At 44.2% G+C, this 14,887-nt stretch carries 16 protein-coding genes; 1 reads left to right on the plus strand and 15 read right to left on the minus strand.

Features of this window, described 5'->3' with window-relative positions:
* Positions 1-55: 55 nt before the first annotated feature.
* The 14 genes from RB604_RS15005 to RB604_RS15070 all read right to left on the minus strand — a co-directional run bounded on the left by RB604_RS15005 (position 56) and on the right by RB604_RS15070 (position 10,993).
* Positions 56-2,257, minus strand: a complete 2,202-nt coding sequence (locus tag RB604_RS15005; protein WP_118049956.1) for a hypothetical protein — start codon at positions 2,255-2,257, stop codon at positions 56-58.
* A gap of 24 nt (positions 2,258-2,281) precedes the next feature.
* Positions 2,282-3,148, minus strand: coding sequence for a S49 family peptidase (locus RB604_RS15010; RefSeq protein WP_117816299.1), 867 nt, complete (start codon positions 3,146-3,148; stop codon positions 2,282-2,284).
* A 61-nt stretch (positions 3,149-3,209) separates the two neighbouring features.
* Entirely contained in the window at positions 3,210-3,644 is a 435-nt protein-coding gene (locus tag RB604_RS15015) for a hypothetical protein (RefSeq protein WP_008775579.1), read from the minus strand.
* Between the two features lie 87 nt (positions 3,645-3,731).
* Positions 3,732-4,220: a hypothetical protein gene (locus tag RB604_RS15020; protein ID WP_004303399.1), complete on the minus strand. Its 489-nt coding sequence runs from the start codon at positions 4,218-4,220 to the stop codon at positions 3,732-3,734.
* Between the two features lie 594 nt (positions 4,221-4,814).
* Complete coding sequence (locus tag RB604_RS15025) at positions 4,815-5,129, minus strand: hypothetical protein (protein WP_008640064.1); 315 nt, start codon at positions 5,127-5,129, stop codon at positions 4,815-4,817.
* Positions 5,126-8,029 (minus strand): hypothetical protein, encoded by a 2,904-nt coding sequence (locus RB604_RS15030; RefSeq protein ID WP_117683867.1) that lies wholly within the window; start codon positions 8,027-8,029, stop codon positions 5,126-5,128. Before RB604_RS15030 ends, RB604_RS15025 begins: the two co-directional genes overlap by 4 nt.
* Positions 8,030-8,051: 22 nt before the next feature.
* Positions 8,052-8,234: a hypothetical protein gene (locus RB604_RS15035; RefSeq protein WP_004318165.1), complete on the minus strand. Its 183-nt coding sequence runs from the start codon at positions 8,232-8,234 to the stop codon at positions 8,052-8,054.
* A gap of 198 nt (positions 8,235-8,432) precedes the next feature.
* Complete coding sequence (locus RB604_RS15040) at positions 8,433-8,699, minus strand: hypothetical protein (protein WP_022042327.1); 267 nt, start codon at positions 8,697-8,699, stop codon at positions 8,433-8,435.
* Between the two features lie 117 nt (positions 8,700-8,816).
* The gene (locus tag RB604_RS15045; protein ID WP_004318162.1) at positions 8,817-9,065 is read right to left on the minus strand and encodes a hypothetical protein; all 249 of its coding nucleotides are present in this window, start codon (positions 9,063-9,065) and stop codon (positions 8,817-8,819) included.
* 17 nt (positions 9,066-9,082) lie between these two features.
* A complete protein-coding gene (locus RB604_RS15050) occupies positions 9,083-9,565 on the minus strand; it encodes a DNA N-6-adenine-methyltransferase (protein WP_029425872.1) in 483 nt (160 codons plus the stop codon).
* 10 nt (positions 9,566-9,575) lie between these two features.
* The gene (locus tag RB604_RS15055) at positions 9,576-9,776 is read right to left on the minus strand and encodes a hypothetical protein (protein WP_004318042.1); all 201 of its coding nucleotides are present in this window, start codon (positions 9,774-9,776) and stop codon (positions 9,576-9,578) included.
* 19 nt (positions 9,777-9,795) lie between these two features.
* Positions 9,796-10,074, minus strand: coding sequence for an SH2 domain-containing protein (locus tag RB604_RS15060; RefSeq protein ID WP_004318158.1), 279 nt, complete (start codon positions 10,072-10,074; stop codon positions 9,796-9,798).
* 122 nt (positions 10,075-10,196) lie between these two features.
* Positions 10,197-10,748: a hypothetical protein gene (locus RB604_RS15065; RefSeq protein WP_309005915.1), complete on the minus strand. Its 552-nt coding sequence runs from the start codon at positions 10,746-10,748 to the stop codon at positions 10,197-10,199.
* 11 nt (positions 10,749-10,759) lie between these two features.
* Positions 10,760-10,993, minus strand: a complete 234-nt coding sequence (locus RB604_RS15070) for a hypothetical protein (RefSeq protein WP_029425873.1) — start codon at positions 10,991-10,993, stop codon at positions 10,760-10,762.
* Positions 10,994-11,105: 112 nt separating this feature from the next.
* On the opposite strand from RB604_RS15070, the gene RB604_RS15075 reads away from it, so the two are divergent.
* Entirely contained in the window at positions 11,106-11,411 is a 306-nt protein-coding gene (locus tag RB604_RS15075) for a helix-turn-helix domain-containing protein (protein ID WP_004303408.1), read from the plus strand.
* Between the two features lie 231 nt (positions 11,412-11,642).
* Here RB604_RS15075 and RB604_RS15080 read toward each other — a convergent pair whose 3' ends face one another.
* Positions 11,643-14,870, minus strand: a complete 3,228-nt coding sequence (locus tag RB604_RS15080) for a hypothetical protein (RefSeq protein ID WP_055294724.1) — start codon at positions 14,868-14,870, stop codon at positions 11,643-11,645.
* Positions 14,871-14,887 lie beyond the last annotated feature (17 nt).

Raw genomic sequence — 14,887 nt, forward strand, 5'->3', positions numbered from 1 at the left:
TAATGATTTATAAGGTTATAAAATGGAAGGGATAAAGTATCCCTTCCGCCAAAAATTAGCCTCTTGCCACTTCGTAGAATTTACCGTCGGCGGCTTTCGCCAGCTTGATAAACTTGCCTTCGGAAAGCGTCATAGCTTCGGTTAAGACAAAGTTTCCGCCGGCTGCAATGGTGGAAGCAAATTCAGAACCGCTTCCGTAGATCGTGTAAACGACACCGGCTTCCGCATCGGTAAAGTTAGTGATTGCCGTTGCCTTTGTATTCTCACCGGTTACGAATACTTCACCGTCAAGCAAAGAAGGATCCGTTTCATCCGGCGCAAACTGCAACGCATCGGAAGAAGCGTTTTCGCGGCCGATCTCGATAAATTTACCGTCGGCACGTTTCATCAGTTTGATAACATCCCCCTTACCCGGCTGCCAGGTAGCGGAAATAAGGTCAAATTTTCCGCTTTTCTCAATCTTAACGCCTTTATCCACGCTTCCGCATTTCAGAGAAATAACCGTACCTACCGGTGCATCTTCAATATCGGTAATAGCAAATTCGGCTGTATTGGCTACGGTAACAATAGAGGTATGAAGCTTGGCCGACGGGTTCTTGTCCTTGTCAGCGTCCACAAAGTAAGACGCCGGGCGGTCATACTCATTACAGAAGATCATCTGGCGCGTATAGTCCATATCTTCTTTCTTGGTGTACTTGAAGCCCACGGCAATAGCCCAGATACTTTCACGCCAGTTACTCCATACTTTCAGGCTCCAGTCTTCCTGTTCCAGGTTGAAAGCCGTCATTTCGCCTGGTTTGTCCTCGTAGGTTTTAATGTTGCCTTCAAATGTCCAGAAGATACGGTGGTGGTTGTCAGCATTGGGAACCGGGATAATCTTCACCGCCGGATATTCCTTTACATACATGATATTAGCCTTGTAATCCTGGTTCTGTCCGTAATGCAGTTCATTGTATTTATGATACAATACAATAAAGTGCGAAGGCATATAAAGTGCCAGGTTACCGCTGTCACGAAGAACCGCCGGGATCATGGAAGTACCCTTGTACACCTTCTCACCGATGTTTGCTTCGGTAAGTTCTCCCAGCTCGAACGGCTTGATCTGGTAAACGAACTTTCCGTTATTGATATCGGTATGTCCGTTCACCTTCTTGTTCAGGAACTCATACAGACCGTCAGCTGCAGCAAGTGCTTTGCCCGGTTCGTTCAGATTCGGGTCCTTACGGATTCCGTTAATACGGCGTTGTTCACGCTCGTTATGCAACTTCTTGGCGGTTTCGGCCAGGATGTACTCGATAAAAGACCACTTGATAGGGTTTGAACCTTCCTTGTTCAAAGTGCCGATCCAGGTTTTCTCCAGAGCCTTTAAATTTTTGAAACGGTGTGCAAACATCACGTTGAACATGCGCAAGGTTTCATCGTCGAACTCGTAGGAACCTTTAGTCACCTTGTCGAAGTCGGATTCCTCATTACCGGCCTGTGAGAACTCACCCAGCCAGATATTAACCAGCGTAGCCAAATCCTGATAACCGGATTCAAGCGGGAAAATACTTTCAATGGAAGGAAGTTCCATTAAAAACGACTGCAAACGCTGTTGCCAGGGAATACGGTAAAAGGCACCGAGGTCTTCCTTCAAACGGCTGTAGTCAATGGAACTTGCTTTCGGAAGAGCGATCATTTCAAAACCGGCAGCCTCCATTAACGCAGCTTTGGCGCGAAGGTTATACGGGCGGTCCAGTGAGAACATTTCACCCTGCAAGCCTCCCAGCTGCTTTTCATCCTGGAGATTGAATTTTCCCTTACCGTCCGCCTGGGCGTTGTGTTGCTTCCCTTTACCCGGATCATCTTCCGCAGCGGCCGAAAGTTGGGCGATAATACCGGAAAGCTTCGTTATTTCGGCATCCTTCTTGGCAATTAACGCGGTGTTGTTCCGGTTTTCGTCACGCTGTTGCGTCTGCAAGGCTTCAAGCTGTTCCTGTGCCTGTGTCAAACGGGCGGCAGTATCACCTAACAAACCGCGAAGGAAAGCGGTAGTTCTGGGTTCCTCGGTTTCCTCTCCCTGGTTCCCGTCTTCGGCTTCGTCCTGGAAATCGTTTTCGAGAGACGCTTTAAAGTCCGTGAGGAATTTTTCGGTAAAACCGTAATTTTTCAGTTTTGCCACTTCCTCGGCCGTGATAGAGTTTTTGTCCTCTACCTTGCTCCATTCCGACAGGCCCAACAGGGCCAGAATGTGAGCGGAAAAGCTCTTAAATTTCATATATACAAAATTTTGAAGTTAATACTATATGTTATACATCGCATTTACTTTTCTGACGGTAGCCTGTGCCAGTACCCACTTTACTGCGTCTTCCAGCGTACCGAACTGATCGATATAGCCGTTTGCCACGGCTACGTCGCCGGTGAATATCTGTCCCCGGAAAAGGGGAAGTTCCGGATCGTAGGCAATACCCAGATTCCGACTGATCGCATCGCAGAAAATGCGGTGCATGACGGCCAGACGTTGCTTTATAGGCTCTTCGTTGTTGTCATCTTCAATCGCGCGGGTTTCATAGTTTTTCAGATCGGCACTATCCGGATAGATTTCCCGGTAATCAATGCCCTGTTTCTTGAAATATTTCTTAAAGGATTGGTAAGTAAGCATGATACCGACGGAACCGACTTCACACATAGGGGAAGCGATAAAGGTTCTGCCGGCGGCGGTTCCCAGCCAGAAATGGGCACTCCCCATGGTACCGGCCACATAGGTAGCTATAGGTTTGGAAGATTCGGCAATCATTTTAGCCGCCAGGTCCACATGCGCAACCATTCCGCCCGGACCGTTGATCCACAGGACCGCACCGCAAATCTTAGGATTATCGAAAACATCCCGGAGCTGCTTTTCCAGGCGGTAAGTCTCCCAGGAATACAAGGTGCCCTCCAGGATAATGACGGCCACACTGTCAGCCGGCAGCGTCTCATCGTCCAGTTCCCACCGGTTGGCAAGGTAAGGCGTAGTAGCGTAGGCGGTTATTTTATTATTGTCGAGCCGTTTTTCGATCGCATCCAGGTTGCCGGCTGCAACACACGGCACAAGTAAAGAAAGCAACCGGTAATAATCATTATCAGCGATTGCCCAAGGTGCTGTAAAAATCTCCTGTATTTTGTCCACGTTCTCTTTTTTACGACAAAGAAAACGCCTATATCATAGGTAGAGAAGGACTGAAAGGAACCTACAGGAACGCATCAACACCCGGCCCCGTACCGGACAGGGTGCAGTTATACAGCCCCCCGCCGATCTCAAAAGAAAAGGTAAGCGGGTAATCGGGAGAACCGGAAACACGGGTATTACCCGTTTCGTCAGTATAGAGAGCGACAAAGGGCGTCGCTTTCAGATTTTCCAGGTAAAGCGTCTTATTTTGCGACACGTCGGCAAGCTTGAAGGTATGTTTTTTAGTATAGACGTCTTCATTTTTGCTGTCACCCGGTTTTAAGGTTCCCGGTACGATCATAAGAATATCAGGTTTTCCGATAGAGCGGATAACGACTTTCGAACGCACGACGCCAAAATGGATAATGTTGTAAACGGGAACCAGTTGCAGGCTATGGGCGGCGGATATTAACTTTCTTGACATAATTACAGATATAAAGTATTGATAATCAAACATTCAGCATTTTTCGGACGTTTTTCAGCCAAAAACCGGACAAAAAAGGACAAACAGATACAGTTGGTAGGTAAAAAATAACTTGCTTTTTTACACTTTTTTTCGGTTATAGGCCCTTTTCTTCTTGCGCCTGAAACTGTCCCGCCACCGCTGGTAGTTTTTCAGCAGTCCGTCTTCCTGAATGGAAGAGATATCATACTTTTTCAGGAAGGTAAAAACGGTTTCCTTAAACTCGATTCCGTGCAGGTGCTTGTTTTCGTCCATGAGTTCGTGCAGCTCGGCCCACATCAGGGCACGCAGACGCTTTTCAAGAATGGCGGTACCGCGTACGGAAATGTAATTGAACTGTTCCGGAGACTTGCCGCCGGCAAAATTGGCCTCCCGGCGGTCAGGCAGCATAAACTCCAGGTTGCCACGGTCAGCCGGACAATTTACCGGCCGTTTCTCCATGAGGTCGTAAACGGTCACATAAATATCGGACGAGGAAGGAAAACGGACGGTACCGACCGTTTCGTCGTAATATTTGCCCCGGACGTATTCGGCCAGGTAGGATTCGATCTGTATTCGGGTGGTAATCATAGCAATAACATTCCTTTTTAAAGGCAAAGATATTCCTTTATCGGCTGTTGGTCTGCCATTTACGGGAAAATGTAGGCATTCGACCGCCATTTTGATAAATATACTCCGGGAGAATAATTATAATACACTTTTTCATGCCGCCACACGCCCGGAATTTTCTCCGCCAGGCTGTGCTGATATAATCCGGTACTAAATTTTTGTAATTTCGTAACCGGGCAACCGGCAAAGATAAAATCCTGTATCTTAGCAACTTAGTAACGTTACTAATTTCCGTTACAAAAAAATGGCAGGAAAACAGTTTGTAACCGGGCTTACCGGTAGAAGATAAAAAGGCCGGTGTTACAAACCGGAAAAATTCGTAACCGTTTTGTAACTGCAACTCCGTAACCTTTATTTCCTATTTATTTATTTGATTTTCAGACTTTTTTCTTTCAAGCAAACAAAGGTTACAAGGTTACTAAAATTTTGTATGAAATAGAGGTGGGGTATGGGGAGGGAAGCCGGGCGGGGCGCATCTGTTTCCATACGAAAAGAGGGACCGACACATTCGTATCTGGTCCCTCTTTTCGTATTTTATACCGGCTCCGATCCGTCTTATACGCGATGTTTGCACCTGCTTAAAATCCATTCCTTTACATCCGGGGGTATATAGCGGTGCACGACGGCCGTATAGTCTTCGTTAAATTCATACTCCAGGTAGTTGTCGCCTTCCAGGATAAAAACACAGGCCGTTTTGATGATCCATTCGAGCTGCTCGCCCGAATAGCGTTCCAGTGCCAGGACGGTACCGGGTTTCATACGTTCCAGATAGCGGTAGACCTGTTCGGCGAATTTCCGGAACCTCTCGCCGCTGTTCCAGAGCGCGGTAAACTCGGACATGCTGTTTAATTTCAAATGCGCGTTATTCATTCATCCGGTCGTTCATCAGGTACAAACATGAGTGTCGGATCGGCCGGTTCCGTTCCACCACCGGCAGCCGTTTCCGCCGTGCCGCATGAACGCAGATAGATCATGTCGGCGGCCTTGCCGTCGTTATCCTTGCGTACGATACGCCCCTGGGAGTTGCAAAGGTCCTTCGGGTTGAGTTCGTCAATGTAGGGGCAAAGGGCCACAAAACCTTTGAGGGCCTTTGTAAAACGCTGCATCGTGATTTTATTCACACCGGAAAAGCTTTTGTAATCGGCGAAGGCCTTTTCACGGACGATAAAACAGTCCAGGTGCTCGCTGTCCGGAGAGAAATAAGAGTTCGCCCAGTCCTCAAAGTTATTGCCCATATCGGCCTTGTATTTACGCCTGATAATGTTTTCCATGGGCGGAAGCAATTTTATAGATTCCTCGCAAAGGGAAAGGTAAAAACGGCAGCACTGCAAGAAGAAATTTATATCGGCGTTCCACTCGTTCTCGCTGTAAGTCTTGGAAAACAAATCCTTACCGAAATCGTCCCGGATAGAACGCGTTTCCCGGTAGTCGTTATCTTCCGTACGCTGGTGGTAGTAGTCGGAGAATACCAAGTACAGCAAACGGGCTTCCGTAGACGGATCAAAATCAATAGGAACGTAATTAGTTGTAAATCCCAGCTTGGCCGATTCCTCGAAAGGTATAGTAAACGACTGGTTGTTCTTCGGGTTCACGGTCATATCTGACGTGATGATGTCGTAAAACAGGCCCGTATTAAGATACCGGTCGCAATCATCCACCAGAATAAAGTCGGTATGCTGGTTCACCTGGTCGAACACATGCGGATTATCCATTAACTTAGGATTACGGCCGGAAAGCTTGACGCTCTTCATAAAGTAGGAAAGGGCCTTGAACATGAATGATTTGCCCGAACGTCCGTTACATTCACCGTCTTCACCGATCTTGTTATCCATGGCCTGTGGTGCCCAGGCACGCGAAGGGGATTTGTACCGATGCAGCATATAACCGATAGTAAATATCTTATTGATAAGGTTCTTTTTCTGTTCGACCACTTCTTCCTCCGTGAGGCCTTCCCCCTCGATATCGAATTTATGTTTTTCCCGGTAGGATTCCGCTTCCCCCACGCTCTTGTCGTCGAAATTGTATTCCAGTTCCTTACGCCAGTAAACGCGGCTCGAATTGATTACATAGCCGAAAAAGTTAGACGGTACGGCATTTATCCGGATATCAAACACATCGTTGCCCTCTATGTCTTTTTTACGGGAAATGGTAAACATGTCTTCCATAAGACGAACTTTGTGTTTCAGTACGTTTTCTTCCCAAACGTAGTGGGACAATGTGCTGCCGTTGGCCGGATGTTCCTTTATACCGGTACCGCTTACCTCCATGCTGCAACCGGGAAAGAAGAACATCTGCGTATTATGGGTATAATTGGTAAAGTCCAGTTCTATTTCCTGCAAATTGTCCAGGGCCGTATCTGACAGTTTGGGGCTGTTCAGAATAAGGTTTCTTATATCGCGGGATAAAAAACTATCCTGGGCCCAACCGCGGATAAACTTCCGGATATCCTTTGCCTTTATCAGTTTTACAATATTGCCGGTAATACGGATGTATTTCGTTGAACTGGAATTTTCATCATGAAGCGAATAGAAACCGTTAAGACGTAAAAAGTAGTGAAGGCAGTCCGCGTCTATATTGTGATCCCATTGCCGGGATTTCTCGTTAAACTTGGAATACCAGAATTTGGCGGGCATGGCAAGCGTCATAAGGTTACGGAAATCCTCGTTCTTGCTTCGTAATTCCATAAAGTCCCGGAAGTCCTTACGGGGTTTGCCCCGCTGATCCCGGTAAGTGGTAAGCCAGGCCGGTAGCCAGATCGTGTGGATATCGATAAAACGTAGTGCAAGTTCCGTACCCTTTACCCTGCCCGTCGTGTCGATATCGGGTATGTTATACAGGACTTCAACGTATTTCATGATCTCCTTGTAGTCCTGTTCGGAAAGTTTATATGTTTCCGAATTAAACCAGATTGGGGAAAAGCCCAGCGATTTAACGCACAGGGCGTCGCGCTCTCCGGAACATATAAACGCCTCCTGCAGCTTCTGTTCCTTATAAGGCTTTTCCGCATTGGCCGGATTCTTTTTAAAGGCGGCTTCTTCCCTGGAATTAAACTCCCAGTATAAGGCTTTCAGTTCGGAAAGACCGTTTATATAGTCCTTCGGCTTGACACCTTCCGGGGTGTAGGAAAAACGCCACTGCTTGTCCGGATTCAGAGGCTCGTATATTTTATAGAACTTCACTTCGGGCGTGTCGCCTTCGGCCGGTTTTACCAGACATTCGCGCATAAAGATAGGGTATGTCGCAGTCGCGTATTTATAGGTTACCTCGCGATTTTTTACATACCCTATATATTTGGCCGAATACCAGTGCAGAGCCTCGGCGTTCTCCTGGGTGACACGGGGGCCGAGTATGCGTAACTGATCCGGGGTGAGATGATCGGCAAGCTCGAAAATTTTAGTACCGTCTTTCTGATCCTGGGAGGCCGGAACCTTACGGATATCCGGCTTGTTTACGTTACGGTTGAGTTCATCGGTTACGTTGTACATGGATGCAAGTTTAAGGATCGCCTCGTTAAACCGGAGGCCTTCCTCATACATGCAGATATCGACAGGGCTTTGAGCCGTTCCGGTATCACCGAAATCCGTTACCTTATAAACCTGCTGGGAACCTTCCTTTCCGAATAGCTTGATACAGGCCGACGCGTCGTCTTCTGACGGCCGGCGTTTGAAATGGCGGTTGGTTCCGACACAATCCCGGGCTTGCGGATAATAATGTAGAATAATATCCAGCCCGTTGTTGGTTACTTTGTAGATGTCTTCTGCCTTTATCATCGTTATAAAGTTACATAGTTACTTATTTTTCGTTGTTTTCCTCCTGCTTTGTTTTCAAGTCTCCCCAAGGTTGATACAGGAAAACGAATAATAACAGCCAAAGAAAAGCGGTTTTACCCGTATAATAAATGACAAAGGCAATCAGTCCCATAAAGGCAACCACGATAATAGCGTGGGCGATGTATTTTAAATTTTTATCTTTCATTGTTCAAACATGTTATACTGAATTGAAAAACCGAATTTGCTTAATCTCCTTTCCTGGAGAAGGGAACGTTTGTCATGTGAAGGCATAATGACCACCAGGTTCTTTGTATCGAACTGGTAACCTTTCTTCCGCATCTGATAACGTAGGTTTCTTAGGCGTCTGTCTTCTTTCATGGCATTTCGTTAAGATCGTCTTAGTTTATAGAAGGCATGGCACACTATCACAAAGGATAGCGTTTAAATCCTCCTGTATGGTTTCCTGTTGCTTCTTGTTCAGGTGTACCAGGAAATAACCTTTTCCGTCGGAAAGATTCTTTATTTCCGCCAGATTATACTTCCGGTCCATTGCATCCACGAATGCAGGGGATTCCATGGGGCGGAAGCTACTGAATATTTTATAGGTTCCACTACTGCCTTCTATTCGTAACGTGGTTAATTCATCGGGGGTGGTAATTGTTGATTTCATTGCTGTATTATTTTTAGAAAAGTCCACATAAAGTGTAAAAAACTGATTTATATTTATCGCTCTTTCTTCTTTTGTATTAGAAAGATACACCCTTTTATTTTTCTTATCCATTTTTATTTAATCTCTTGCATCAGCCATTTTTCGGCCTTTAGCCGTTGCCGAATAGATATTCGGTTTATCACCTTTGAAACATTTAGTCTTTATCCATTCATATCTTTCAGCTTCCCGGAGATAAAATAATATTCCGTATTCAGATGTATTTTTCAACCAATCTAATTTCTTGATTTGCTCAAATGTCATAGGACCGCCATATACAAGCGATGATGTTAACATCTGAACTCTTTCTTTCAATGAATATTCACTCATATTTAATTTGTTTTACTCTAATTGATTCTTACATACTTGCCACTTATGTTACAAGTTTTTAGTATCTCTGCGTTTTCTTCTCCAAAAGCGATCAAAACAGCACCACAACCAGGCGAATCCCCCCGTATTCCGTCCGGCCTGAAAAAACGAATCCTTCCGCGTAGAAATTTAATTGCCGTTGCCTTCTCAAATATAATATCCTGGAACATCTTACTATCACAGCGGTTGAACAACAGCGCAATGCCATTGCCGTGTTGTGCCAGTTTACGAACAAATTGTTCAATAAGCGGACGGGAATAAGGTGGATTTAACCAGACACGACCTACCCAATCTTTAGTTAATCCGTCATGGTTTTTGTTGTACATGGTTTCTGCCGTTTGCCAAAGCGGTTTAACCGGAGCACATGGATCTAAATCAAACTTTCCTAATGCGTCTATAATTTCTTTGGGTGTATACCACTCATCAGTGGTATTAGCCGATTTTTCAAAGGTTGTATTCATATCTATCATGTTATGAGGGGTTATACAATTCATATCCATTATCCCAAAGACTATCACTGCGAAAATTGAAGAAATCTTCCAAAGAGATACGTACACCATCTTCTAAAAGAAGAAATCCGTTTTCAATAGTCATCCATTCGTCAGAGGAAAAGAAACGGTGCGTAACCTTCTTACCCTCTTTCATTGCTTGTATAGCTTCTTCTTTGCTCATTATCTTTTCTTGATTTGAATTATTTTTCACCACTTATTTTTAATTTTACCAATTCACCAATAGGATAGGTCGTATGTTTCGGTCTGTTTATTTTCACTTTATGAGAAGAAAGAAACAACGGAACAGGTTCTATTCGATAGAAAGTGTAGTAAGCTTCTTTAGGAGCTGTTTTTTCATATTCCTTTAAATATTCTTCTGCTTTATTTCTCGTATCAAATGCGGCAAGGATAGAAAACCAAACGCCGTCTTCTTCGTATATTCCGGATTCCCTTTTAGTTACTATGTAAATTTTGCTCATTGTTGTTTATAGCTGTGCCGGAGGATAGCATCGAACTACCAATAACACCCGCTTTCGCCCTTCGGGGTTATCTCCACACTCCGGCGGTTATTATATGGAGCGGCAAAAGCCGCCCCGGTTATTTATTCACTTTTCTTTTCCGGAAGAAAAACAAAGTCTGCCCAAATATCAAGGAATTGTCGACCGCAATATGCTGCCAGTTCCGACGTTTTGAAGGCAAGCCGAACACCGATGCTCGCACCCGTGTACGATGAATCGTAATTCGCGCTCCCATACGAAACACCGCCTAACGCGCTCGCGAAGTAGTACGACCGATACACCACACGAGACTTTTCTTCCTCGTCCAACTTATTGTATTCTTCCCCTGTATAAAGAATAAACCAAGGATAATAACGGCATTCATCCTCTGTAAATCGAGGTTCCCAGCCTTCATTTAAAGCTTTGACAATGATACGGAGTTTCAGAAAAGCCAAAACGTCAGGTTCAAGACCGAGGGATATTTTATCTCGGTTCCATGCTTCTGCATCGATGCCAATTTCATGGCAGGCGTCCTCAAACGTCTTAATACGTTTTCTTACGTCTTTTTCTGGTTCATCAATAAGGGTTAAGATTCCATTTCTCCAGACAGCTGTTTTACCTTCCGGAATTTCGATTTCTAATTTCTTTGATTTCATTCTTCTTTTATTTATTGGTTTTCACTATGGAAGATTTTTACGCCTGTTACTTCCTCGATCTTATCCTTTGCAAGTTCGGGAATACGACAACGACTACCTCGCCAATTACGAAAGGTATGTAATGGCACTTTACATGCTTCTGCCAATTTAAGGGACATTTCAGAAGATTCTTTTACCGGCAAATTCAAAAGGTACATTCTTAGTTTCTCGCCGTCATCATTCCTTTTTAATTTTTTTTTCGTCATACCTTTGTGATAAATATACTCATTATTGTTAACTTTACATAGCAAAGGTATAATTATTTTTACCACAGGTGAATAAAATTCACGTTAATAAAAGTTATAACAAAGGTGTAATATGGCTAATTTTTTGTTAATAAGAGAGTTATGTGAATTAAAGAAAATCACTATACGAGAACTTGCTTCACGTATAGGAAAAGAAGATAGTAGCATACAGGCTATTGTTAGAAATGGATCAACGAACACAAAAACCATTGAGGCAATAGCAAAGGTTTTAGAGGTTCCTGTAGGTGTATTCTTTGATGATATTCCCATAACTGGAATAAAATCAAATGAACTTGATAAAGATGCAAAAATAGCTGATTTAGAAAGGATAATTGAGGAGAAGGAACGTCTAATACAAGTCTTATTAAGTAAGAAATAACCTGTAATAGATAAGAAATGTAGGCATATTGTAGGCCATACGTTTATACAAACAATTAATAATCAGGCGATTAAAGAACGTTACTTGAATCACGAAATAAAACCGCAAACAGCTAATTATAAAGCTCTTGCGGTTTTATTTTTTATGATTACACAACATTAAGGTCGGCTCAGTTGAGATTTAAAATCACTATAAAACAGGATTTACGTAACACATTTGCACAACCTTAGGTCAGTTCACTGTTCTGACACATCTATAATTCATCCAGTCCGGACCCGTTGCTACATCCCAAGCGTTTTGTTCATATCCATTAGTACCATTACTGGGATTAATTGCATAATAATTGCTACCACTGTGGAGAGTTTGCGTCCAATGAAATCCGGCAATTGCCTGAAATCCACTTGACCAAGCTGTCGTATTACTAAATCCAGTCCCTTGTGTAAGAGGAATCGTTCCACCGCCCATACTGAGAATGAGCAACATTTCCCGTTGAGTGGGCAGACGCCAGCCTTTTGCTGTACAAACGCTATTAGCCGTCGTCCAATTACCAACACTACTGGTAAGATCTACTTCCAATTTAGGGGCAACTTTATTACTTTGCGACGGACTTTCTGAGCCTAACAATACTGAAGACTGAACTCCCCCTGCCGCATCACGAGATATAATCGTTTTTCCACTCAGATAAGGATACTTCGTTCCACTGGCAGGTCCGTTTCGAACACAACGAAAATTAGCCTTATCACCGGTGCTCTTTTTCCCAGAAGCAGCACTTGCTAAATTTAAAGGAAAACCCGAACCATCTGAATAAGTCGATGCAGACCAATAGTAATCGTAACTCGCCGGAGTTTCACTGATATACCATCCTTCTATATTTTGACTCGTATAGCTGTCCTCACCGGCAGCAACTCCTCCTAAGACATCGCGATAAATATACGATAATATCAACTCATTGGCATTAGGCAACCGCCATCCATCACCAACCTCTGCGCACGTAGCGGCCGCATTGGCAGCACTCAACTGAAGTCCTTTATTAGTTTCAGACGACTTCCGTTCCTCAAACCGAAGCGGATAAAGATAAAATTGAGGTTGTGAAGAAGCATCCGTATAAGACAATTTCCTGCTCACCATATTCAGGTACATAATGAGACGGAACGGATACTTACTTAAAACACCCGATCCTGCATAGAATACGTTATCGAAATCAATCTTGATCATTCCTGTTTTTCCCTCTGCCCATTTTCCGGGAATAATCTTTAATCTAAAGTCGTATCCACGGCCATTCACAGCATTTCCTTTGCCGTCATCTTCATCCGAACCGACAACGGATGACTGATACATCTTAGAATCTGCATTACTTCTACCTACAAATATATCATTGTCATTTGTATCAGCAGTAGAACGTATCAATTCAGTTCCACTCACTTCTTCTATACCTGCAATCTTCCAATTATGATTCACAAATAACTGCAGATATTGTTCTGCACCCAAATCAACGTCAAATGTACGGGTTGCCGTATTTGCAAGAAAACGGAATGAAAAAGTCCGTTCCTGCTGGATAATTGGCAAAGGTCTGTTACCGAGGTATTTGTCTGCTTCATCATACAGGTCAAAATTCAATGCATCCGTACGCCAATACAGATTTCCTCCATCACCGGCCCTCAACGGATCCGGCTGGATACTGAATGCTTGTACCCTGTCTACAAAAAACTGGGAAGTCGAGGTATTCAAAGCCGGGATTAAACCTCCGTTAGGATAAAAAATAGTGCCACCCCCACGACGTACGGCAATCTTAGGCGTAGAGAACACGGCGTACAAAACCTGCGGTTCAAGAGCTTCTTCCGGATTATTGGGGTTGTCACTCCTGAGTGGAAAAACATATCCATCCACTATTTCATTCCCGTAGCCGTCTACAAAACGAATTACTCCCGGCTCTATCATTGTCTGTGTCAAAGTGATAACATGAGTCAGTCTCCCTGCCTGCAACGTAATAGTGGCCGTGCGCGCATCTCCGGTTATTCCATGATACCAATAGGGTATACGCAGTGCAAAACTGGTATCGCCATTCGCTCCACCTGTCGTTGTAATGACATCGGTACTGGTATTCCCACCACCATTAAATTTAAGCCAATCGCCATCAGAAGCGACGGTAGCTTTCCATCCCGAAGGAACATCGGTAAAAACATCTATCACATATTTATCAATCTGGTATTGAGTCAGTTGTACATCAGATTCACTCACTCCGAGCATATACTGCCCGTCGTATACCACGTCTTTTATCTTATCACGATCATAGGTGATCAGTCTCATCTTAAGATTGGACATTACCGTATAAGATTCCAGTGCTTTCTGTTTATCATCATAACCGGGGCCCGACACTTCTGTAATACTGATGATATATTTATGATTTCGCAACAAAGGCAGGTATTCTACATCTTCTCCCGTCTTTCCTGTTTGGGTGAAATCCACCCGATAATAAGTTGTAGACGTTTCTCCGGTACGCCGTCCTCCTACAATCAGACACACAGCGTCTTTACGGCTCGCAGCTCCGTCATTGCCACCGGCATCATCTACGGCAGCAGAGGCTTCGAAAGTATAGATGTTGCCGACATAGGGCGTATTGCCTGCTACAAGATGATAATTGGCAGGATCGATGCCCACTTTCTTATCATTGGCAACAGGAATATTAAGATCACCTGATGCAATATCTACCACTCCGTTCGCATCCCATACCGGAGACAAATATCCGGCATTATTATAATTGACAAGATATACTTCTTCCACTGTGAAATTCGATACGGAATTGGCAATGTCAATACGTGCCAACATCCGTTTCATATTGATATCGGGTATAGAGACAGCATAGGCAAGTTTCGACACCTTTACCTCTCCATACATGGGAATCGGCAGATATTTACCGTTGTCATTCGGTCCGTCGGCCGGCCATTGCGTAGGATCACCGCTATGAATCATCTGCGCCATTGCAGCAGCTTTCGTTGTTGATCCTTTCACAAAACCTTTCAAGATATTTTCATATGCTGCAGTGCCGAGTGGTCTGTTAGCAAGTAGCACAACGTAAGTGGGCCTGGAAGTAGGAGTAAGCGCAACAGAAAATTCTGCCGCAGAGGTACCACCATCCAATGTTTGTGTAATATTAGTGCTGACGGGCTTCCATTCCATAAACAAATACTGTCCGGGGGTGTTTTCCGACTCTTCGAACACCAGAACGTCTACATTCTTTATCTCGTCTTCTCTGTATCCTCCGGCCGCTCCCGTCATTGAACGGGAAATGGGAGAGGGGATATCTACGTCGGGAATCGTTAGAGCAAACGGGATATTGACGCCGGTCCCTTTAGGAGAATTCGTATACTCTTCTTCTACACAACCGGTGAGCCAAATTGCTGCTACCAAAGTGTATAGAAGAAAACTTCTATTGAGTACTAAAGATATATATTTCATCATAATTCGTCTCCTTTTCT

Origin of the sequence: Bacteroides salyersiae (assembly GCF_031172035.1) — a bacterium.
GTDB lineage: Bacteria > Bacteroidota > Bacteroidia > Bacteroidales > Bacteroidaceae > Bacteroides > Bacteroides salyersiae.

Coding starts and splice junctions, on each gene's coding strand:
- RB604_RS15005 (WP_118049956.1), bottom strand. CDS start 2,257: ATGAAATTTAAGAGCTTTTCCGCTCACATTCTGGCCCTGTTGGGCCTG.
- RB604_RS15015 (WP_008775579.1), bottom strand. CDS start 3,644: ATGTTTGATTATCAATACTTTATATCTGTAATTATGTCAAGAAAGTTA.
- RB604_RS15020 (WP_004303399.1), bottom strand. CDS start 4,220: ATGATTACCACCCGAATACAGATCGAATCCTACCTGGCCGAATACGTC.
- RB604_RS15025 (WP_008640064.1), bottom strand. CDS start 5,129: ATGAATAACGCGCATTTGAAATTAAACAGCATGTCCGAGTTTACCGCG.
- RB604_RS15030 (WP_117683867.1), bottom strand. CDS start 8,029: ATGATAAAGGCAGAAGACATCTACAAAGTAACCAACAACGGGCTGGAT.
- RB604_RS15035 (WP_004318165.1), bottom strand. CDS start 8,234: ATGAAAGATAAAAATTTAAAATACATCGCCCACGCTATTATCGTGGTT.
- RB604_RS15040 (WP_022042327.1), bottom strand. CDS start 8,699: ATGAAATCAACAATTACCACCCCCGATGAATTAACCACGTTACGAATA.
- RB604_RS15045 (WP_004318162.1), bottom strand. CDS start 9,065: ATGAGTGAATATTCATTGAAAGAAAGAGTTCAGATGTTAACATCATCG.
- RB604_RS15050 (WP_029425872.1), bottom strand. CDS start 9,565: ATGAATACAACCTTTGAAAAATCGGCTAATACCACTGATGAGTGGTAT.
- RB604_RS15055 (WP_004318042.1), bottom strand. CDS start 9,776: ATGAGCAAAGAAGAAGCTATACAAGCAATGAAAGAGGGTAAGAAGGTT.
- RB604_RS15060 (WP_004318158.1), bottom strand. CDS start 10,074: ATGAGCAAAATTTACATAGTAACTAAAAGGGAATCCGGAATATACGAA.
- RB604_RS15065 (WP_309005915.1), bottom strand. CDS start 10,748: ATGAAATCAAAGAAATTAGAAATCGAAATTCCGGAAGGTAAAACAGCT.
- RB604_RS15070 (WP_029425873.1), bottom strand. CDS start 10,993: ATGACGAAAAAAAAATTAAAAAGGAATGATGACGGCGAGAAACTAAGA.
- RB604_RS15075 (WP_004303408.1), top strand. CDS start 11,106: ATGGCTAATTTTTTGTTAATAAGAGAGTTATGTGAATTAAAGAAAATC.
- RB604_RS15080 (WP_055294724.1), bottom strand. CDS start 14,870: ATGATGAAATATATATCTTTAGTACTCAATAGAAGTTTTCTTCTATAC.